The organism is Pseudomonas sp. WSY_20, from assembly GCF_043104335.1.
Lineage (GTDB): Bacteria > Pseudomonadota > Gammaproteobacteria > Pseudomonadales > Pseudomonadaceae > Aquipseudomonas > Aquipseudomonas parafulva_B.
Window position 1 is genome coordinate 69,142 of record NZ_JBICKP010000023.1, and the last position, 22,397, is coordinate 91,538.

A 22,397-nucleotide genomic window follows, 5' to 3' on the forward strand; every position below is an offset into this window, starting at 1 on the left:
GCTTACTTCCTGAAAAGGTGTTCACGGTGCCAGGCCAGATAGCCGCGATGCTGCGGTTCGATCTGGCGTAAGCGCAGAGAGGGGGTGATGTTGAGCGCACGGGCGCTGTCGGGGTCGAGATCCTCACCGAGGAGAATCTGCCCGTGATCGTCAAAACTGATCAGGCCACGGTCGAAGGCCAGATCGAGATTGGGGGTGAGCAACAGCCCGTTGAACGGATCAAGCCGCTCGGCCGGGCTGGCAGCATGCCAGGGTTTGATATGCGACGCCCGCAACAGCTCCGGTACGCAACAGTCGGTAACCGCACAACCGCCCCAGTAGGCCAGCAGGTCGTCGCGGTAGCCGCTCTGACCGATGCGGGCCTTGATCAGGGCGTCGCGTTCGGTGTCGCTGTGGGCCTGCTCTGACAGATCAAGCACCTCAGCCTCGACTAATTCTTGCGAGGCGGGCAAGGCCACCGCGACAGCGGTTTTTGCGCCCAGGAGATATTCAAGGGTCTGTTCCAAGGCAGCGGCATGGCTAAAGCCAAGATCGATGCCATAAGCGATATCGGTTTCCCCGCCGTTGCGGCGCTTGGGGAAACCACGCAGATTGGAGTTGTGGTAGTAGCTCGTACTCCCACGCTCGACACCGGCAATCGCCAATATCTGTTGCAAGCGCTCCTTATAGCGTGGGTGTAGTACCAGCGGTGCTTGCAAGCGGGATTCCAGGCTGGTGCTTTGTTTGACAAACAGAGCCTCGCCAAGGCGAGGATGTTCCATTCTGACGACCTTCAGCCCTGACTGCTGAGGACGCTGGAAACCCGCACTCAGTAGAACGGACAGCACCTCCTGGATACTCGGCCGGACATTGGACAGGGTCCGAGCGGCCGCCCCTGACCGGCTGCAAGCAGGCACCTCTAACCAACCCAGTTCCCGCAGCGCAACTACCAACTCCGGGTACATATACGCCCGGCTGTGGGACGTTTCAGGGTCTGCATCAAATCTGGCGATCACGTAGACCAGGAATGTTGGTCGAGCAATGGCAAGGCTGTCTGCCAGTTTTGCGGCCAGCAGGCCGTACTGCAAATTGGCTGCACTGTAGCTGGGAAAACCAACCTGCTCTGCCAGCTCTGACATGGTCAAGGCATGTTCTTTGGCCTGGGCATGGCCGATCAGCATGCGTCGCTGCTTGTCAGTAATTTCAGGTTCAATAAGACGCAGCGCCTGCACATACTCCTGAGTACTGACCTGACGAATTGCCCGCGCAGGTGTAATAGGCGGGGCTGTTTCCATAGCGGTCGCCAGGAAGTCGCGCCATTGATCCTTGCTCTTAGGTTCCATCTTGCAAACTCACAAAGTGGGTAACGCGAGGGTATACGTCACGATGCATAAAGCTCGCTCTCCAGCGCCTGTATGGCTTCCTGATAACCCGGTTTGCCACCAAACGCCCTGACCAGTTCAATCGGCGCACCGATCTGGCTGAACGGCGCCAGCTGCAGAATCTTGATGTCTTCGATGTGCTCGACGCCAGTGTCAGCGTATTTGTCGAGCAGGGCTTCCAGTACCTGGCGGGCGGCGCCGGAGTATTTGGCAAAGTAGTTACGCTTTTTCACCTGCTCGGCGCGTTCCTTGCGGGTGAGCGGCGGCTGGTCGAAGGCGATATGGCAAATCAGGTCGAAGGGGTCGAGCGGCTGGCCGCGCTTGGCTTCGACTTCCTCGGCCAAGGCTTCCCACATCACGCCTTCGCTGGCCAGTTCGTCGATGATGGCTTTCTTCTGCTCTGCGTCGCTCCAGCGCCGCAGAAAGTCATTTAGCGAGGCGAACTGTTTCTTCAGGCAGGTGCGGGTGTAGTCGCGCAGCGATTCGGTTATCAGCTTACCGTCCGGGCCGTAGTACTGCACGCGCTCGGCTATGACATGGACAGCGACGTTGTTGATCACGTATTTGACGCGCTTCTTGCCGTCATCATCGGCACCGCCGCCGGTGGTTTCGTCACCTTCGGTTGCCCCCGCGCCACCGTCGATCACGTCACCCTCTTCACCCTCGGTTTCCTCCGGCGGCACCGGTGTGGAGTCGCCCTCGGGGTTGTAGATCACTACGGGCTCGCCATCGAAGGCCGGGTCGGCAAACAGTTCGGTGGCTTTCTTGAAGTCCATGATGGTGAACCAGTACTTGCCGTAATCCTCGTTGATACGGGTGCCACGACCGATGATCTGTTTGAACTCGGTCATGGATTTGATGTGCTGGTCGAGCACCACCAGTTTGCAGGTCTGGGCATCCACGCCGGTGGTCATCAGTTTGCTGGTGGTTGCGATCACCGGGTAGCGCGACTCGGGGTCGATGAAGTTGTCCAGCTCGGCCTTGCCTTCCTTGTCGTCGCCGGTAATGCGCATCACGTATTTGCGGTTTTCCTCAACGCGCTTGGGGTTGAGGTTGACCAGGGCCTGGCGCATGCGCTCGGCGTGGTCAATGTCGTCGCAGAAGATGATGGTTTTCTGGAAGGGGTCGGTGGCGGTCAGGTATTCGGTGACCTTTCGGGCGACCAACTGGGTGCGCGCTTCGATCACCAGGTCGCGGTCCATGTCCTTGAGGTCATAGACGCGGTCTTCGATCAGCTCACCGTTCTTGTCGCGCGTGCCCTTGGGCGGGCGCCAGCCTTGCAGGTCTTTGTCGAAGTCGATGCGCACCACTTTGTACGGGGCGAGGAAGCCATCTTCGATGCCTTGCTTGAGGGTGTAGCTGTACACCGGCTCACCGAAGTAGGTGATGCTGGAAACCTCTTTGGTCTCCTTCGGCGTAGCGGTCAGGCCGATGTGGGTGGCACCGGAGAAGTAGTCGAGAATCTCGCGCCAGGCCGAGTCTTCGGAGGCGCTGCCTCGGTGGCATTCGTCGATCACCACGAGGTCGAAGAAATCGCGGGAAAACTGCTTGTAGACATTCTTCTCTTCTTCGTTGCCGGTCACGGCCTGATACAGCGACAGGTAGATTTCGTAGGACTTTTCGATCTGCCGTTTGGCAATCTTAGTCATCGCCTGGCCGAAGGGCTTGAAGTCGTTGTTCTTGGTCTGGTCGACGAGGATGTTGCGGTCGGCGAGGAAGAGGATGCGTTTCTTCTGCCCAGACTTCCACAAGCGCCAGATGATCTGGAAGGCCGTGTAGGTCTTGCCGGTGCCGGTGGCCATGACCAGCAGGATGCGATCCTGCCCGCGCGCCACGGCCTCAACGGTACGGTTGACGGCGTTCATCTGGTAGTAGCGCGGCATGCGCCCGGAGCCGTCGTCGTAATACGGGGCTTCGGCCTTCTGCTGGCTTTCGCCGCTGAGGCCCTTCCACTGACAGTAGCGCTGCCACAGCTCCTCGGGGCTGGGGAACTGCCCCAGGCTCAGCTCGGTTTCCTTCTGCGCGCCGGTACCGCTGCGATCATGGAAGAGAAAACCGTCACCGTTGCTGGAGAACACGAACGGCACATCCAGCGCCTCGGCATAACCGAGCGCCTGCTGCATTCCGGCGCCGAGGGCATGCTTGTTGTCCTTGGCTTCGATAACAGCCAGCGGCAGGTTGGCCTGGTGATACAGGATGTAGTCTGCGCGACGCGATTCACCCCGGCTGTGCAGCTTGCCACGGACGATGATGCGCCCCTTAGTAAAGCTGACTTCCTCACGAACCTGCTTGTGCAAATCCCAGCCCGCCGCGGTGATGGCCGGTGTGATGTATTTGCTGCAGATGTCGCGCTCAGTCAGTGAATTCTTGTCCATGTATCCGTCCCGTTGAACTACCTTGACCTCGCATATCTGGTTAGCGAGGAGATTATTGGGACGGCGTAAAAGTGTACGCTAGAACCCTTGATTACGTCCCTGATGGCTCTTTGACCTAACTGTGTGCGAACGACGTCACAATATCTATCCCGCCAGCATGGGTAAAGCTCGCGTCCCATCAAAACGCGTTGTTTTTTGCGCAGAGGTAGCACCAGTATTCCACTCAAGCTACTCGAGCGGCGTTGTGACGTCAGAGCATGGCGAAATGAACATCCCCCGTGCGACTGGATCACGCCGCTGGATCATCACTATCCCCCGTCTGTCCTGAAGCTGCCGGGAGCTGCCCCCGGTGAGAAAGCAAAGGCAGATGCGCTCACAGAACAGCGGATGCGAGTAATCCAATGGGCCATCGATGCCGCCGTCACGAAGAATGCGATGCTGAGTCCGAGGCGGATAGCTCTTCGCTCAACCTACTCGGCATCATGGACATCACAGCTGCTTCGACGTATGCGACCTGCGATGCAAACTTCAGCGCACCGTAGGCCATTGAGCTGCCGGCGCCAAGACTGGACAAGCTCACAGGTAAACAATCCAGGCAGGCCTCGCTGGCGATACTTCGTTAGAAACCCCTCAGGAGGCTGAAAGCTCTGCAATTGCCAATGCAGTAATGAACAACCTGCACGCATAATTGACACATAGCTAAGTAACCCCGCATAGGGAGGCAGGCATTAACAGTGTGTCGAGGCTGGCCGTCACCTTTCTAATTCGATTGTGATTTTGATTAATTAAAGGCTCAGCCTTCACCGCGCCCCCAGCAATCCCTCAAAATCCGAAGCCTGAAGCTCCGAAGCCCCATTCAACATATCCCGCGCCAACGCCCGTCGCTTACTCAAAAGTTCATCCAGCGTCGCCTCAAACGTCGGCATCGCTGCATCTCGAACCGTCGGATAGTACACATACACATCCTTCTGCTGCCCAATCCGATAGGCCCGATCGGTCGCCTGATCTTCCTTGGCCGGGTTCCAGCAGCGCGTGAAGTGAATGACGTGGTTGGCGGCCTGCACGTTCACCCCGAATCCGACGGCGATGGTGGACAGGATGATGACCGCGAAACCTGGCAGCTCCTGGAATTGATCGATCAGCCTCTGCCGGCTATTGGCGCTCTGACTGCTGGTACTGGTATCACCATTGATGACCGTCGCCCGAAACCCGAAATGCTGCTGAATCGCGTGCTGCAGTTCCCGCTGAATATCACGCAACTCGGTAAAGACGATGACCTTGTCGCCGTTGCCGGCCCTTTTGATCGACTCGAGCGTCTGAATCAGCCACTGAAGCTTCGGCGAGTTGTCGCGCAACCGCGTGTCTGGCTGAACGCTGCAAGGATGGGCACAAATCAGCTTGAGCTTGTGCAGCAAGCCCAGCATGCCGGAGGTCTTTTGATCGAGCTGCTCTTCGATCTGCTGCTTTTGGCTGTATGCGGATATTTCGGACAGATAGAGGTTACGCTGCAGGGCATGCATGCCGAGTGAACGGCATGCTGCGTCTTCGATTTTGGCCGGCAGGTCCTTGGCGATGTCCTGCTTGGTCCGCCGCAAAGTCTGCGGTTCGATCAGCCCACGCAGACGTTCCAGCGCATCCGTATCACGCTCCAGTGCGGCTTCGATGGGGCGCTGATAGTCGCGACCGAACTGGTTCAAGCCGCCCAGAAATCCTGGCTGAATGAAGTCGAACAGGCACCAGAGATCGATCAAGGTATTTTCGACTGGTGTACCAGTACACGCCACTCGAAAGCGTGCGGGGATAGCTTTGATCGCTTGAGTCACCAGTGCCGCCGGGTTCTTCAGCTTCTGAGCTTCGTCACACACGACGATGGACCATTGCTGGCGCGCCAGGGAAAACTCCTGATCGCGCAGTGTCTCGTAAGTCGTCAGGACGATTCGGGCATCGCCCATCCAACCCGGGCGCAGCAGGTTCTTGATGCCTTTGGCTTTCAAGTCCGCAGGGATTTCATCTTTCTTGAACTTCACCGCACTCAAGGCCGAGCCGTACAGCTTCAATACGGGCAGTGCGTCAGCAAAAAAGAAACGGTGAAGCTCTCGCTCCCAGTTATCGAGCAACGAAACCGGAGCGACGATCAGCGTTGGCTGATCGTTTGGGTACTGTTCCAGGTACCAGACCAGGAAGGTGAGCAACTGGATCGTTTTCCCAAGCCCCATGTCATCAGCGAGCAAGCAACCCGATACGTCCATGGGGGACAAGCTGAACAAATGCTGCAACCACGCAACGCCTTGCAACTGATGGTCACGCAGAACGACCTCAGGCTTGAGCAAACCAGGCAACTCTGGCGTTGCATCCAAAGCGGCGCGTAACGCTGCTTGACGTACCTGTACGTAAGTCGGCTCGTCAATGTTGTGGCCGATTTGCAGTACGGCGCGGCCAACTTTCTCCCGTTGCTCAACTTGGCCGGTCTCGACAGGTGCAATCTTCTTCGACCAGGCATCCAACAGTTGTTCTGCTGCGGCAATCGAGAGTGGTGTCTCGGACTCAGGCAAACAGACCGTGTCATCACCGGCAGCGCGTGCTTCATCCAGCCGCTGCCCAAACGCTTCAAATTGAGTACGATCGGAAGGATCCCACCGACCCAGGATTTCTGCGTCGATGCCCAGCGCTGCCACATCCTTCGGCAACCAGTTCTCGGTCGCCTCTTTGACCAGGAAAGGCGAAGTAATTCTTTCCGCTTCCCCAATGCCCGTCACACGGTCGCCGTAGAGGGAAAGGTCCAAGACCGAGTCAAACTCGATACCGGCCGCCTCGTTTTCCCATCGTTTAAGCAGGTCATTGATGCCTGCCAACTGGCGCAAATCAAAATCGCTGAGCTCCAGCTCATAGCCCTGCCAAAAGCCCGCAGGCATACCGGCGGCCAACTTCAGCTGCAGCTCATGCACAAGCGGCGCGAATTCATGGGCGGCTTTGAACTCAATTTCGATAGGCGCTTGCGGGGTTGGAGAAATCGGTTCGAGCGTCAGTGTTACCTGCTCGATACGCTGGCCCGCTTCATCCAGTTTGGGTTCCAGATGGAAGCGATGAAAGAAAATACCGGCCTCGGCTAGCTCGTCTTCATAGGATTCGGCATCCAGCACATGTGCGGCACTTTCGCCGAGCGTGCTGTAAGGGTTACGGACAAATGAAAGGGCATCGTCACCAGCAACCCGACGCCCAGGCAACGAACGCACGTAGTCCAGTACCGATTTGACTTCAGGCTCAATCAGAACATGAGTCAGCGAGCCATCGTCACCCGTTACCCGGTATCGATCCTGAACCTGCTTGGCACCGTCAAAGCTCTCAAGCCAGTTGGCCGGCTGGCCATCAAAGCTCGGTTGCAACTCGATAACTGGTGTGTCGCCAAGCTTCGACTTTCGTGGGTTGAGCCGCAGTTTCTCGGGTTTGATAACGACGGTCTTATCCAAGAAGCCATCCATACCAGCGCCAGCCTTGCGCGCCAGCTTTCTGATGCTGGCCCAGCCGATCTGGTTGGTCACTTCACCGGGCTCATTTTGTTGTGCCAGATAAAGCTGTCGTACAGCACCGGTCAGTTTCCAGGACGCCTCAGGCAGCATTTCTGTGGCTCCCTGATGTTGAACGATGGCCCCCGTTCGCTGCACCTGCACGCTGGCATTGGACTGCGGATCACGCCAGCCACTGATGGAGACCTTGAAATCGTCGGAGGCAAGGCTGCCCTGGCTGCTCAATTGAGGGATGAGGCCTGTCTGCGGCGGCAACCCCAATAATGGCAGGCTTGTTTCGTGCTCTGGCTCATCCAGCAGCCGGTAGAGCTCATCCCACGTCAAGAGCCAGCGATCGCTCAACTGGGAGACGAACTCCTCTTCTTCCAGCTGATCAAGGTAACTCGCCAGCGACCAGGACTCCGTGCTCTCCGCCAAGCTCAGGGGATAACAGATGCCCTGCTCTTCAATGGAAAAAACCGGCTCAGTATTTTCTGCTGCCGAGTTCGGCTGCAGGCCAATGCCTTTGAGGAAACGCTTGAGCATTACTGTCTCCAGAACCGGAGTGGCTGGTTATTGACGGGCCTGAAGCCCAGGCGCTGCAGCGCAGTTACTGCGGCCGGGTCATGATCATCAAGCTGGACCTGAAATGCACCGCCGCGCCCGCGCTGATCATCGACCTTGTGTTTGACCGACTTTAGAGCGTCACGGACCTGGTCTTCAAAAGGCAACGGCTTGGCTGAACCTGCCGCTGCGGCCTGACTCTGTACACGAATACCCCATTGCTCGAGGGCATAATCGAATTTGCTGAGCCAACCCTCTATGCGGTCCGGGCGACTGGGTGCAGGTGAATGCCGCATTCGATCCAGTGCACGATTAGGCTGCTTCAGCTCGCTCGCCAATTCGAGCTGCAACTTGTCTGGATTGAAAGGCGACTTGTCTGCTTGATACACATAGCAGGCATTACCCGTACCGGAGAACTCCACGAAAAAGTAGTTCCCGATCTGCATGATGACGGCGTTGTTATGACCGGGGCCACCTACCAGTCGGCTGAGGCGCCCTTTGTTCTTCTCTCGGAAGTGGACGAAGTCTCGCCCGCTGTCATGCCAGGCATCCGAACCCATGACAATCCGGGTGTAACTCATCTGGTTGGCAAAACGCAGCCAATAATGCAGACGAGATTGATCGACTTCTGCTTCCCCTTTGAGCAGGTTGAAGAAGTGCTCCAGATCCTCCTTCGCGAACCACGCCACAACCATCGCACAGACATCTTTATCGACATACTGCAACCAGCTGTTTTGTCTGGAGCGGATCTGCGGACTACCCCAATTGTCGAGCGCGAGCTGTTTGAGCAGCGATGATGGTTTCTCTCGATAAGCTGCCAGGTGGTAACGCGACAAGCACGCACTTAAAACGTCGTTCATGTACCGCGGGTGCTGACGACCGATGTCGACAAGGTCAGCCAGACGCTGAGAAAACTCGGCGTCATCCAGCATGAAAATGCGAGAAATCAGTACGGTAAAAATCCTGCGCCACAGCCAACTGTTGTCAGGGATCTGCGCAATCGTCTGCAATGCCGAAAGGTCGCTGATCTCGCCCTTGAACATCTGGTCACCCAGCGTGGCACCTGCCTGCTCGGAGAAAACCTCTTGATGCTGCTGAACGATCTGCACCCATTCCTTCACTCGCTTCTGCTGGTCTCTGACGCATTCGAACCCGAGCTGAACGTCTTCGCGCAACAGGCACCAATTGGCATTCTGCGCAGGCTTGGCGGCGTCGTAGCCAAAGTAGCTGAAGCACAGCGCCAACCAATCCCGGCGGCTCAGCCTTCGCTTCTCGATACGCTGATGGACTTCTTCGTGTACGCGGGCATAAAGCTGGTCATCGTCCAGTATCGGCCCGACGCGCTCACTCTTGTCGGAAAGGCCGGCGAATACCAAGCGCCATTCCGAGGCGTTGAGTGGTAGTACATTGCGAAACTTGCTTATCGCAGCACGGCGCTTTTCTTCGGGTGGCGGCAAGGCCTTTTCAGCGCGCTCGAATCGCTCGTAAAGATCGACTCCCGCAGCAGCCAGACGGGGAAATCGCTCCAACGGTTCTGGTGCCTGCACCGTGCGATGAGCTGACAGGCTTTGGCTAATGGCGGCGGAAAGCCTCGCGATCGAGCTGGTCATCGGTTCATCGCCAACTGACATTTTTCCACATCAGTATTAGTGAACACCGGCACTTCAGGCTTGAGATTGCCCTCCTTCTCCTTCAAGCCAAAGAACTGCATGCGCAACTCCACTCGCCTGCTTTCTTCCTTGGTGTCCTTTGCATTATTGAAGGACACGCCACCCGCCAGAAACATCGATCTGATTTGCTGCTGATGCTCCGGCGACAATCCGACCTGGAGCGGGCTGCGACTATCGAGCAGGCTGCACATCACCCACTCCGAACGCTGCAGTGACAGGTGCAGGTTATAAAGGTAGGAACCATCGGTATCGGTAGACCCCTCGATCACGACCTGCTTGAACCACTTGCGCCCCTCTTCACTGTTGGCCGCGTCCAGAATCATCGGCACGACCTCCTGAAGTGCCGATTGGCCATCGTTGCTCAGCGCGTACTGGTTGTGCCCAAAGCGGCCAGCATCGCCGAAGCTAATCCGGTTGTCCTTGCAGTCCACGACGATGGTCTTGCTGGCAGTCTTCGCCTTGAGGCTCAGGTGCTCGCAAATCTGACTGATGTCCTTGCTACGCTGCTTCTCCCCCTGTTCCGCCTGGTTGATCCGCTGAGTCACGGAGCTCAAAGCCGCCACCATGACCACGAGAAACAGAATCATCATCGCGGTCATCAAATCAGCGAAGGAAATCCAGAAAGGCTTCTCTCCCTCGTCCTTTGAACGGGCAGCCGAAGGCATTTGCTTACCAAACATCGACTAGCCTCCGTTACCGCCTGATACGTTCCATGATGTCGCCGAAATCTTCGAGACTTTCCTTGACCCCTTCCACACCGCCAGCGAGGCTCTTGACGGCTTTATCGAGCTCGGTGTCGAGGCTACCCAGGGTTTGTCTCAACGCCCGGTCCATACCTTCACCGAATTCCTTGAAGCCGTTACCCAGGACACCGCTGATGTTTTCGAGGTATTCATATACTTCACGGTTGAGCGCCTGCATCCGCTCGCTTTGAACCTTCAGGTCCTGGAGATATTGGCTGCGCCCGCTGGCTTCCCCTTGCGCACTGGCAACTACCCCTTCGATGACAGCGAGCGTTTTCGCGAGCGCTTCACGATTGTTCCGGTAGTCCGCGACAACGGTATTCAGCTCTCGCGAAGCCTGTGCAAGTTCAGCCCCTGCGCCCTGGACTGTACCCATCAACCCTGCAGTCGATTCACTGGCTCGCACAACGCTTTGGCCGGCAGTTTCAAATCGCTCAGCTGCCGCCCGCATCTTGTCCGCACCTAGCTGCATGCTGTGCAGATGCTGCTCTGTCTGGGCGCTCAACGCATTGACAGTGTCCTGGGCAGATTTCTGTTGCTCAGCAACCGTCTGCAGCAATGCCTTGACCTGCTCGTCGAGGCCACCGACCAGGTCGCGGGTACCTTGGTGCAGGTCTGCTTGGGCAGCGCGGGTGGATTGATCCATCTGCTGCTGGCCCTGTTCCAGTTGCTTGAAGACTGCCGAGAGCTGCTCACCCAGCACCTCAACGGAGCCTGCAATCTTGGCCATGGTTTCCTGTTGGCCTTGGCCGATGCTCTGCTTGATCGACTCGACAAAAGCCTGGAGATTCTCAGCCATTGCCTGTTGGCGAGCCTCGCTTTGAGCAAACAGCTTCTCCAGTTGCTCGGCCATTCGAGCGCCAGCCCCCTCCCCTTCGTTGCCGATACGGGCAACCGAAGCCTGCAGATTGGCGAGCATCTCGTTCATCCCCGCTTGCATGGCGTTTTGTCCGGCCTGCATATCGGCCAGTAGCTGGGCAATCATGGTCGAACTGTTTTGATTGGAGGACTCGCTAGCCGAACGCATATCCTGGATCAGCGTCGAGAAGCCCTGCTGCATCGACTGCATGGCGGCAACCGACTGACCCATCAACTCGTGCAGGCCATTGAACTGCTGGCCGAACGTACCTTCCAGCTTGTTCATAAACGCCACCAGAACATCCTGAAGCAGGTTCTGTACCTGCCCGGACTGATCGCCACTGGCGGCCTGCACGGCCCCCGCGATGGCTTCAAGCGGCGACTTGAGGCTATTTTCAATTGCGCCGCTCACCTGGTCGGCCAGCAGCTGCCCCGAGTCACGGTAGGTCGTCGACAAGGTATCTGCCAATCTGAGGCTTTCACGGACCTGGGTATCAACCAGGTTCTGTAGCATTTCCCGCAGATCGGTTACCAGGCTGTCCTTCAACTGACGGGTTTGCACCGAGCTTTCAGCACTTGATCGCACCAGCTCGGCCAGGTATTCCTCGCCGACACCGCTGTCAAAAAGCCCGTCGATGGTTTCATTAAATGCCTCAAGCAGCTTGTAGCAGTGTCCCAAGCGCCACTTTTCAGTAAGCGTGACGGCGATAGAGGCCATGATTGAAATGAAGGAGCCGATGAAAGCGAACAGCACGTCTTTCAACAGCTTATCGACGCTGGCGTTAACCTGTTCAGGCGTGCTCGGGTCAAAGTGCTGAAGACCTAGCATCAGGCCGAAGAAGGTTCCGACGATCCCGATACCGGTCAAGATACCCGGTAGGTGCTTATAGAACTCGGTCCCCAGCGGGGTATCAACCACACTTTGCGGTGAGAAGAAGTGTGCAGCACCGGCAGTGGCTCGCGATCGGACAAGAACCTGTTCGCCCTCCTTGAGCTCGAACTGATCATGCAGCGTTTCAGCATACTCACGCCAGGAATGCTCCAATCTGCCGCCACTGAACAGACGTTCAAGCTCAGACCGCCGAAGAGGTGGAGCGAGAGTTTTCACGTTCTGCAAGCTAACAGTCAAACGTTTCAGCTGGGCGCTAAGCTTGAATGACCTACAGAAGTAACGGACGAAATACCAAGCGCAAAGAATGAAAACGAGACCAACAACCATTTTGGGTGCGATCAGCTGCTCAGAGCTTGCTGCACCCCACAGGTGCAACAACGTCGAAAAATCCATACCTTCCGCCTTCAATTAAGCATTTTGTGATATTCAGCAAGACCGCATTACCCACACGGATGCGCTAATCGCCTGTCCCGCTGGGGACAGCGACAGCACCTTGCCAAGCACGTTTTAGGGCACTACAAGCTCGGAGTGGAATGGGCGTATCAATGCGCCCCCAGAACCTTCCTTGGAAAAATGCCAGATAATAATATCCTTATGCTATCACCTTAGCTTGAGCCGTAACCGTCGTAAAGCCGGGAACCACTAATGGCCCCCTGACTTGGGAGACCGAAAAAACTTGTCGAGGGCGCTCCATGCCTTAACAAGCAGGCGGCTGAATGAAGGCATGGGATTCGCTGAAACCCCAAGCCTTCGCTACGCGCTAGTCTTTGCAGAAACCCCTTTGGTAATGGCGTCGCATTGCCTCCCGCATTGCAGTTTGATGCGCTTCTGCCTTCGCATCACCCCATTCGCTATTCGAATATATCAAGTCCATCTTCAAAGAGTCTGGCCGCTTCTCAAGAGCTCGCTTGTTGAGGAATCGCTGGCGCTTTTCGTTGTATGGCAGATTACTGTACTCGGAGTTGATGCTGCGCGAGACTAGCGCCAGATTGCCAAAGCGGTTCAGCCAGGCGCTGGTGACCTTATTGGTATCGGTCGCCTGTGGATTCTGCGGCGAAATATGCTCCACCGAGTTCTTGGCTGTGAAGCGGAAGTTGCCCCATGCATCATGATCACGATGCTGCTCATGCCAGAGCACAAAGTCCAGTTTGTAGAACCAGTAATGGGCAAAGTCGACGCCGTAATCGCAGGGCAACACTGCCTCGAATTGAAGCGCAGCGGCGGTACGCCAGGGCTCATTCATGAATGCCCGCGTGCGCACTACCAAGGGATCGCTCGTCACTTCCCCTAGCAATTGGTTATCCAAATGGCACAGGAAGCCGTAGTAGCGCTCAACCTCCTCCACGCTGCCACGCACGGTTTGCGCATGCTTGTGGATGAAATAGAGGAACGGAGTCAACCAATAATGGGTGGTGATCTCCTGGGAGTGGTAGAGCATGCTCTGCAGTAACGACATGCCTTGTTTCAGATCATTGTCACGGCTGCGATTGATGTAACGCTTGTCATCATTGGCAGAGATCGAGGTGTGGCAAATTTGATGAACCTCGTCATCCCCCTGATCGACCCACTTGATTACGTATTCATCCCAAAGCACTCGCATACGCCAAAGCAGGTCGATGAACCCTTGTGCCCTCACGGTACGCTGCGCGGGCTCCGCCGGCTGCAGTAAATGGGCCTCGAACAAGGTAAGCAGGTGCCGATCCAGCACACGGGGCAGATCCGGCTGCCCTTGCTCTTTCAACCAGATACGCAGCACATGCAGAAGGAACAAAGGGAAGCCAATGATACTGCGCGCCCATGGTGCCTCCCCTTCGTCCGCCGCGATGGTCGCGTATCCATTGTCAAACTCGGGATCTGCACCGTTGACGATGTTCTCCAAGGTCAGTCGTTCAGCAGACTCCGCTTGTGCAGCCTCCGCTCTTCGCGAGAGCAGCCCGTGCACAGCTACTGCGTGAAGCAGCTGCCCTTTGCTATAGAGATCACCCAAGCGGTGAGCCTCCAGCTGTGTATCCTGGCAAAGATTACGTTCGACAAAGCCACTCATGTCGGCACAAGCGTTCCACAAAGCTGCGTAACGGGAGCGGCTTTCGGCGGGGATGTCGCGCAGTAGCCTAGCCTTGAGAATTTCGTGATGCTGAAGCTGGATGCCGCGGTTGTTGATGACCTCAAACAACTTGTTCAAGTCCATCCCCTCAGGCACCTGTGTGAGCACGAGCGAAACCTTGCGATAAACGAAGCAAGCGAGTTCCTTGAGGTATTCGTCATCCACAAGCTTGCCATCCGCACGCTTGTAGGTCTGCTTGAAAGAAGCCATTAGTTGCTGAGCTTCTCTCATGCATTGAGTATCGGGGATCTCTGGGCTTGCTCCACTTTTGCCAGGCATCATGCTGGCGAGGAAGGTGTTCACCTGCTCGCGGATCGAGAAATGCAGGCGTGGAATCACGCTGTCCTTCAGCACTACCCTGCTGAAGTCGCCCATCACTTGGTTCCATATGGCGACCGTGCTGAGCATCCACAGCGTCGTGAAGCGCTGCTGCCCATCGATCAGGTCGAAGCGGCGCAGACCCTTAAGGCGATCTTGCTCAGAGGGTTTTTCAACCAGCAGGGCACCACCCAGAAAAAACTGGTCTTCGCCCCGATCAAAAGCATTCGCCATATCGGTCAGCAATGTCTTGATCTGATCATCACCCCAGACGTACAGCCGCTGGTAGATAGGCACGTTGAAGCACCAGGCCGCGTCGTCTTGATTAACCAGCTGTTCCAAGGTGAAGAGACGGGAATCAATACTCATGGCGATCTTCCTGACAAGTCTTCAAGTACGTTTCGAGCCATAGCGATTTACCCGCAAGGGTCGAGCATTCGCAGTCCAACTGCCCTTGATAGAAATCCAGGACCGCCCTCTTGTATCGCCCCTGCACCCCATGCCCTGCTGATACCGTTTCGTTAGCATACGAAGACGTCACCGCTTGTTGTCGGTGCTGAAGGAAATCCAGCACCTGCTTTGGGTGGTAACTCTGGGCAATCACATCCAATAGGTTCAGCTCGGCCAGCCTGAAGAAATTGGCCGCGGTTTCCTGCTTGACCTGTTTTTTCTCCAGGCGAATCGCGCCCAGCAAAAACTCCAAGCGCAGGGCAAAAGCGGTCAGTTGTTCAACGTCGAACTGATCGACATACATCAGGCTACAGAGCATGAAGATCTCGCGCAGGTACTCCTGGTTACTACGCAGCAGCTGTTTATAAATCGTGCGGAAGATACTGACCTGCGGACAAGGCGCAGGATCATTCATTAGCCGTTGCAGCAACGCTGCGTACTTGTCTGCGTATAGAAAGAACCCAACACCTTCATGGATGGGCTGACGCAACGCCATAGGCAGGCTTGCAGGATTTTGCCCGACTCGCAGCTGGCTACCCTGCAGCACATAATCACCATCCCCCGCCAGCGTCATGCAGGACGCTAGCCGATTGTGCCGGGTCGCGTAGAGCGGCACGCTGTCAATACCGCTACGGGTGTCGGCGGCGTGGGGCCAAGTGTCGCGCTGGAATTCTGCCAGGAGCGGTTCGTGCTTCCCCGCAGGCGTGTGCGATCCGCGCCAACGCCGCGCACGCCAGAGAAAACGATGGAATAAATTAGGGGCGAAGTCCTGACCTGGGCTCAGCACCGCCGGGTGGCGTTGCAGCCTCTCCCAGCGCTCTGCACAGTCCCTCTGCAGAGCAGCCTTGAGTTCAGTCTTCCCTTGCGCGTAGTCGATCGCACGCAGGTGATAGGCCTTGAGCAGGTCAGTGGCCTCCAAGCGCACCCCGCGGTTGTTCTGGGTGTCGAAGAAGGTGAAAGCGAGGTCAGTCCGGTCCACTTCGATCACTGTCAGTCGCAGCCTTTCGATGATCTGCGGCGCAATCGCCTCCATTTGCCTCAATGCCTGCAATCCTTCAGCAATATGTCGCGCGGATTGTCCCGAATAGCTGAGTGCCTGCCCCACTGGCAGCTTGCCGGTAGAGCGGTGGTACAACAGCGACAGCGCGGTGATGCGCTGCTGACCATCGATGATGAACCGCTTCGACTGGCTTGCGTCGCGATGCAGTAGTACACCACCCATGTAGTAAGGCAGGGTGATATCCGCCTGTGCTGCATATGTTGCTAGGTCATTGACCAGTTGCGTCAGCTTGTCTGGCCCCCAGACGAAACCACGCTGATAGCTGTCCAATGCCAACGGCCAATCGCTTGCATTGAGTAACTCTGCAAAAGACAGAGTACTGACCCGTACAAGCGAACTCGGCTTGGCGGGTAGAATTTCCCGAATCAATTTTCGTCCCAACGGTTACGCAGCGTCCTGATCAGCGCGTTTCCTCGCAACGCGCGGCCGTCTGGCCCACAGAGTGCGACAGAACCTTCCGGTAATCCGAAGACATCTTCGATCCTTGCCCGGATGGTGCTCACTTTCGCATCCGAGCGTGCGGCCCGATAGCGAGCCGCCTTCCGGTTTCCGATAACGACCGTTGAGTCTTCTTCCTGATCATCAGAAGCCTCCAGGTCCTCGGTATCCCAGGTCTCTTCCGCGTCATCCTCCTCGATCAGCTCGCCATCGTCGTCGGCCTCTTCAGCCTCGTCGACTTCAGCGGTCAGGTCAGCCAGCGTCTGGGCATGGGAGTACCATGTGCTGGCATCCTCTTGCTCCCACACTAAGCCATCCTGGACATGGAAGGTGCGCAGGGCTGCGGAAGACGGAACGTAATCACTGAATCGCGACTTCACGGCCGGCAAACGGTCAAAGCCAGCCCCCAAGGCACGCAACACTTTTTCTGGGCCTGCGACCAGCAAAAATTCAGACCAGCACGGCTCGCGGAAATTGACGCTGACAGTACCGTACATGTAGAGAGTCGCCCGCAGTGATGCGTCCTGCTCAGCCAATTGAGTGAGTACCTGCATCACCGTGCGGTAGATGCTAAAACCTGCGTCCTCGATGGACTGCGAATCGACCTCGACGGTGGGTAGGGGCGATTTACTGTTGACGAACGCGAGCTCCGTCACCGATTTTTTGATCATTGCGTTCATTCCTTGAGCGGGACCTTGGGTGGATGTAACGAGCTGGTTTGCCACGATTGCAAAAGTTGGAGATGAGCTCACAGTGCGACCACAGCCTTCCCCTGCAAAAACCGTATGATTGAGAGGGCATAATGCCACCATGGCATGTTAAAACTCTACCATCCCTCCTCGAACCTGGTGTCATGGGGGTCGCCATCTGGTACAGCAGCGTCATGCCAGATCAACTGGGTGACAGCGCCAACCTACTAGGCAAGCGGATTCTGGTCATTAATCCGATGAAGCTGGATAGCCCGAACCCATTGTGAGCTTGCCCAAGGCTTAACATCTCAAGGCTAAAGCCGTAACTTTCCTGCCAATGCCTACCGATCGCGCTCGGCAATAAAGTCAAAATGCATATTTAATAGCCGTATGACATCATGCTCTGCACCCTGAGCCTGGCAGTGGGCTGATGCACTGCAAACAACAGTGATGCGACAGGAGACGCTGACTGATGGACCGAACCAAACGACTTGAGGCGCTGGAGGCGGAGTACCAGCTGTTTGTTAACCAGCGCGACAATGCCCCCCCGAGCAAGCCCCGCATTGCCGCCTGGGGCCTGGTCAAGGCAGGGAAAAGCTCCCTGCTCAATATGCTCAGCGGCCACGCCAGCGACGAGCATTTCCAAACCGGTGATGTGCGTACCACCCGTACCAACCAAGCGCTGGAACTCGACAACTACGTACTGGTGGATACCCCAGGTCTGGGCTATGACCAGGATGACACTCAACAAGCGAACCAGGGCCTCGATGCTGCTGATGTTGTGCTGTTCGTTCATGCCCCGCCTGGTGAACTGGACCAGGAAGAAGTGGCCCTACTCGACCAGCTGCGCAGCGCTTATGGCCAGGATGTTGGCGAGCGGGTGGTGCTAGTGATCAGCCAGCTGGACAAGCTGCAGGACGCCGACCTCGCCGCAGTCAAGGACACCATCGAACGCCAGGCCTTGATTCATCTGGGTACGGCGCCTGAATGCTTCGTCATCTCCAACACGCGCTTCAAAAACGGTGTAGAGAAGAACAAGCAAGGGCTCTGCGAGAAAAGCGGCATCCCACAGTTGGCGCAGCATCTGCAAACACTTTCGAAAAGCCTCGCTCAGTCTCTGGCAGAGGCCCGGCATAGGCGCCTGGCACGGCGTGCTTTGGAGCTGGGCGAGCGGATCGACGCTGAGATCGAACGGGACCTCAAGCTGATCGAGCAGATCACCGAACCATATGTGGTCAAGGCCAAAGCCTTCGTAGAGCACATCGACGGCGCTCGGCGCACCTTCAAAGCTCATACGTCCGAAATGCAAAAAGCACGCACCAAACTCGACAGCCTCAAGTAAGGAGACTTGCAATGCCTCTACCCTGGTTGATCGGCGTTGCAGCAGTCGCTGCTGCCGCCGCCATTGCCAAAGCGGTCAGTGACGACAGCCCGCCATCTTCGAGTAGCACCACGCACCACGACGATAGCGAACGGCGTCCGCAGGAGCAGGAAGCCAAGCGCCAGCGGGAACGCGAAAACCTGAAAGCCCGCGTGCAGTCACTTGCAGGCGACCGACGGGAACAACTCAAGGCCCAGCTCAGGGGAGCGGCATCTACGCTGGCCGCCTCGTCAGACAAACACAATCCGGTCACTGAAAGTGTCAACAAGATGACCCGCTTGACGCTCGAAGGGGTGCCAGGGGATCAGCTCGAACAACGCATCCGTAGCACCGCATCGTCGACATCGAGTTACGGCAAGACGGTCAAAGCCATTCTTCAGGCGTCGCTCGCCATGGAAGGCGGCCACATCGCTCATTTCATGCAAGGCGTGAATCTGCTCGAATCCGTGACCGCGCCTGCAGAGGCGTCTGCCTCCGACCAAGCAGCGCTCGCCCAGGCGCAAGCGACCCTGGCACGTATCGAGCGGCTGCAGCAGCTGAAACGTCAACTTCTCCCTCAGGCGTAATTGATCCATGAGCACTGTTACTCGCGATGAGTTGATGCAGGTCTTTCAACAACTGCAGGGTCAGTTTTCCAGTAAGAAGCAAGACTTAGCGCAGGCCCAACAACGCTTTGATACGCTGCGCACGGGCTTTGTCACGCTGTTGCGACAGCAAACCGAAACCATGGCTAGCGCGGTCAGCGAAAATAACCCGCTCAAGGAAGGCGCGTCCCAGATGGCGCGACGCCTGAAGGATCAATTCAGTGTTTGGGAAGAGCGCGCCGAGATACGTGCGAGAGGCGCGGAGTTTCGTGAAAACTACAACGATTCCCTGCTGGTGTTCGTGTACGGCAAGGTCAAGTCGGGCAAGAGCTCGCTGGGCAACTACGTGGCCTGGGGGCACAGTGAGCCCACTGCCCAACTCAAAGACCATGCTACTCTGAAACCCACATATTTCTCCCATGACCGAACCGACGTCGCCAGCGGCGACAAAGAAGGCGAGGCGTACAGTTCCAAGCAATTCAGGGTCGGTGCCACCGAGGCCACCAGTTCTATTCAAGGCTTCAAGCTGCCTGGGTTCACCTGGGTCGACTCTCCAGGGCTGCATTCGACCAATTCGGCCAATGGCGACTTGGCGCGCAAGTATGTCGACCAGGCGGACCTGATTCTCTACACCATGAACTCGCAAGCTCCGGGCCGCCAATCCGACATGAGCGAGGTCAGCAGCCTGCTCGATGGTAAGCGCACGTTGATGATTCTGCTGACCGGCAGCGACATCACCGATGAAGACGAGGACGACGATGGGCAACTCGTCACCGAAGTATTGATGAAGTCAAAGGAAACCCAGCAGCGGCAAATCCTGGAGGTCACCGGCAACTTGGTGGAGATGCAACATGACGCTGCCAACCATGTCACCATCCTGCCTATCTCGACCCGTTTTGCCGAGCGCCACCCCTCGAACTTGCAAGAAAGTGGCCTGGGTACCTTGTACCAAACTCTCAAGGCATTGGCGCAAGGCCCAGGTGTCGATCTCAAGCTGACCACCCCTCTGAACAACCTGCGCAAGGCTATAGCTGAAACCTGCGACGACCTGAGCCTGATCAAGGAGCTGACCGAGACGCTCGACCAGCAGATCCAGAAGCAGGAGCAGGCGGTAGAGCGCGAGCTGCGAACTCTGAGCCAGAAGGGCGTCACCGAAATGCGCAGTTTCATCAACCAGCTGTTCAACGGGCCCCGCACCGACGACGCGCAGTTTCAGCTGCGCAAGCGCCTGGCCACGGTGCTAGGCAAGCTGACTGGTGAGGCCATAAAAGGCATCGGTGAAAGTCAGCAAAATGCGCTGCAGCGCGCGTTCGACACCAGCCGTCTCGGCGCCATCCCTGCTTACCGGGAAGTTACGGTCGAGAAGGAATACACCAGCGGCACCCGCAGCAGCACCAAAACTGCCTGGGGCGCTGGCGGGGCGGTTCTCGGTGGCGTCATTGGCTTCTTCGTTGGCGGCCCCGCGGGCGCAGCTGCGGGGGCCTCGCTGGGGAGTGCCGCGAGCATGATCGGCCGCGGCGCCGAGGCCATCCGCGCCAAACACAACGTGGTCGTCGGCGACAACCTGGAAGAACAACGCCAAGTGGCCATCGAGCAGTACGCCAATGCTCTACCAGACTATCTGACCGAGCAGGTACGGGGCATCTACGAGCCGCTGAGGGACTCCATGCTCGAGTACTGCCAAATCCTGACCATCGAAATGGAGCGCCTGCGTCAGGCACTCATCACCCTCGAAACGAGCACTGCACAATGACCCAACCAGGCCCGATGACCCAACTGCTGGCCCTCTATGAGGAAGTGGATGGACTGTGTGAAAACTACAACCCGCAGTCTGTCGCCAGCATTCGCGAACTGAGCCGGGCGAAGAAGGCCCAGGCCGGCGCGAGCATCATGGTGTACGGCGTCTACAACGCCGGTAAAAGCACGCTGATCAACGCCTTGCTCGGCCAAGAGCTGGCCGCGGTAGCCGATGTGCCGGAAACCGCCCGTGTGCAAGGCTATCGCTGGGGCGATTTCGAAGTGCTCGATACGCCCGGCATCGACGCGCCGCTCGAGCATGAAGCCATCACCCGAGAGCAGCTGGTGCAGTCGGATGTGGTTATCTTCGTAGTCAATCCGCTGGGCGTGGTCGAGGAAGAAAAAACCCTCGATGTGCTGCTTGAACTGGTACTTGCCGGCAAGATGACCTTCCTGGTACTCAACTGCAAGAGCCGTTTCGACCCGATCGACCTGGCCCGCATCAAAGACGAACTCAGCGAACGCATTCAGCAGAAGGCCGGTAACCAGAAAGTGCTTGGGCATATCCCGATCGTCGAGGTCAACGCCCGCTCCGCGCTCAAGGCGAAACTGGAGAACAAGCAGAACCTGCTGAACAGCTCGGGCTTTCCGAAGTTCGAAAGCGATCTGGCCGGGTTCTTTGCATCCGTAGAGCAGAAGGCCATCGTCGCACGTGTCGCCACCGAACTGCGCAGCTTCCTCGATGCGACGGTAGCCGAGCTGGACAAACTCCAGGACCAAGCCTCGATCAAACGCCTGGACGCTTTCTATGGCGAAATCGCGCGTCGCGAGATCGATATTCGCCACGGTTTGAAATCGTTGATCGAAGCCAAGGCCGCCTACGTCGGCAAGAGCACGATCACTGCGCTGAACCAGAACATCGATGGCGCTCAGGGCAAGATCGAGCAGCTTATCGGGCAGGCCAACGAACAGATCTGCAGCGAGCTTGAAGACGCACTCACTCGCCTGGGCCTAGACGCTTCCGAGATGCTCGACGAAGTCATTCGTGAGGTGCAGGTACAGCCACAGGCCTACAATACCCAGGCTGCACCGGACCTCGATACGCCTGAAGCTCCCGCCGACCAGGCGCCCGTATCGCAAGGCATCGACCTGAGCCTACTCGAATCCGGCGTCCGCCAGGCCAGCAGCATGCTCAAGGCCGAGCATGTCGTCAGCGTGCTGAAAGTCGGCAAGCAGTGGCTGCCGACACTGTTCAAAGGCGTCGGCCCGGTCACCATGGGCAAGGTTGCCGAGCAGATCGTCGGCAAGGTCATCCCGGTCATCGGTATTGCTTTCCAAGTAGGCAGCACGCTGTACTCCGCCTTCGCTGGCGACCCTGACCAGCAGCGCCTAGAGCAACAGGCCAAACGCGAGGCCCAGGAGCGCGAGCGTCGCGACCAGGCGATCCAGGCATTCGCCGATGAGACTGCCTGGGAATTCTCGCGGTCGCTGAACACCATGGTCGATACCCACCTGAAGACCAACTTCGCCGAGATCAAGGACAAATTGCAGAGCCTGCGTAGCAGCCTCGGCCAGGACCAGCGCCGCCTTAGTGAAGACCGCGAACGCCTGGTCCAGTGCCAGGCCGCAATGGGTGAGTATGCCTGACATTCCACTGCCCTTTGCCTGCA

General features: G+C 57.3%; 13 protein-coding genes. 4 read left to right on the forward strand and 9 right to left on the reverse strand.

Annotation, left to right across the window (positions count from 1 at the left end):
- Window positions 1-2 precede the first annotated feature (2 nt).
- The 9 genes from ACF8E5_RS08305 to ACF8E5_RS08345 form a co-directional block, all read right to left on the reverse strand.
- On the reverse strand, window positions 3-1,322 hold the full coding sequence (locus ACF8E5_RS08305) for an HNH endonuclease (RefSeq protein ID WP_392475118.1): 1,320 nt from the start codon (window positions 1,320-1,322) through the stop codon (window positions 3-5).
- Between the two features lie 38 nt (window positions 1,323-1,360).
- Window positions 1,361-3,736: an EcoAI/FtnUII family type I restriction enzme subunit R gene (hsdR, locus tag ACF8E5_RS08310; protein ID WP_145128991.1), complete on the reverse strand. Its 2,376-nt coding sequence runs from the start codon at window positions 3,734-3,736 to the stop codon at window positions 1,361-1,363.
- 800 nt (window positions 3,737-4,536) lie between these two features.
- The gene (zorD, locus tag ACF8E5_RS08315) at window positions 4,537-7,785 is read right to left on the reverse strand and encodes a type I Zorya anti-phage system protein ZorD (protein WP_392475119.1); all 3,249 of its coding nucleotides are present in this window, start codon (window positions 7,783-7,785) and stop codon (window positions 4,537-4,539) included.
- Window positions 7,785-9,413, reverse strand: a complete 1,629-nt coding sequence (gene zorC, locus ACF8E5_RS08320; protein ID WP_392475120.1) for a type I Zorya anti-phage system protein ZorC — start codon at window positions 9,411-9,413, stop codon at window positions 7,785-7,787. Before zorC ends, zorD begins: the two co-directional genes overlap by 1 nt.
- Window positions 9,410-10,153, reverse strand: a complete 744-nt coding sequence (gene zorB1 / locus ACF8E5_RS08325) for a type I Zorya anti-phage system protein ZorB1 (protein WP_015269894.1) — start codon at window positions 10,151-10,153, stop codon at window positions 9,410-9,412. The genes zorC and zorB1 overlap by 4 nt, the downstream gene beginning before the upstream one ends.
- A gap of 13 nt (window positions 10,154-10,166) precedes the next feature.
- Window positions 10,167-12,359, reverse strand: a complete 2,193-nt coding sequence (zorA1, locus tag ACF8E5_RS08330; RefSeq protein WP_145128984.1) for a type I Zorya anti-phage system protein ZorA1 — start codon at window positions 12,357-12,359, stop codon at window positions 10,167-10,169.
- Between the two features lie 367 nt (window positions 12,360-12,726).
- On the reverse strand, window positions 12,727-14,757 hold the full coding sequence (locus ACF8E5_RS08335; protein ID WP_145128982.1) for a DUF262 domain-containing protein: 2,031 nt from the start codon (window positions 14,755-14,757) through the stop codon (window positions 12,727-12,729).
- Complete coding sequence (locus ACF8E5_RS08340; protein ID WP_392475121.1) at window positions 14,747-16,174, reverse strand: DUF262 domain-containing protein; 1,428 nt, start codon at window positions 16,172-16,174, stop codon at window positions 14,747-14,749. Before ACF8E5_RS08340 ends, ACF8E5_RS08335 begins: the two co-directional genes overlap by 11 nt.
- An 89-nt stretch (window positions 16,175-16,263) precedes the next feature.
- Window positions 16,264-17,007 carry a hypothetical protein gene (locus ACF8E5_RS08345; protein ID WP_392475122.1) on the reverse strand — a complete coding sequence of 248 codons (744 nt, stop codon included), beginning with the start codon at window positions 17,005-17,007 and terminating at the stop codon, window positions 16,264-16,266.
- A 490-nt stretch (window positions 17,008-17,497) separates the two neighbouring features.
- Here ACF8E5_RS08345 and ACF8E5_RS08350 point away from each other — a divergent pair, with 490 nt between their 5' ends.
- Genes ACF8E5_RS08350 through ACF8E5_RS08365 form a run of 4 tightly spaced genes read left to right on the forward strand, consistent with a single transcriptional unit; the run spans window position 17,498 to window position 22,374 of the window.
- Window positions 17,498-18,367, forward strand: a complete 870-nt coding sequence (locus tag ACF8E5_RS08350; protein WP_392475123.1) for a GTPase — start codon at window positions 17,498-17,500, stop codon at window positions 18,365-18,367.
- A gap of 11 nt (window positions 18,368-18,378) precedes the next feature.
- Complete coding sequence (locus ACF8E5_RS08355; RefSeq protein WP_392475124.1) at window positions 18,379-18,972, forward strand: hypothetical protein; 594 nt, start codon at window positions 18,379-18,381, stop codon at window positions 18,970-18,972.
- Between the two features lie 7 nt (window positions 18,973-18,979).
- Window positions 18,980-20,743: a dynamin family protein gene (locus ACF8E5_RS08360; RefSeq protein WP_392475125.1), complete on the forward strand. Its 1,764-nt coding sequence runs from the start codon at window positions 18,980-18,982 to the stop codon at window positions 20,741-20,743.
- Window positions 20,740-22,374: a GTPase gene (locus ACF8E5_RS08365; protein WP_392475126.1), complete on the forward strand. Its 1,635-nt coding sequence runs from the start codon at window positions 20,740-20,742 to the stop codon at window positions 22,372-22,374. Before ACF8E5_RS08360 ends, ACF8E5_RS08365 begins: the two co-directional genes overlap by 4 nt.
- Window positions 22,375-22,397 lie beyond the last annotated feature (23 nt).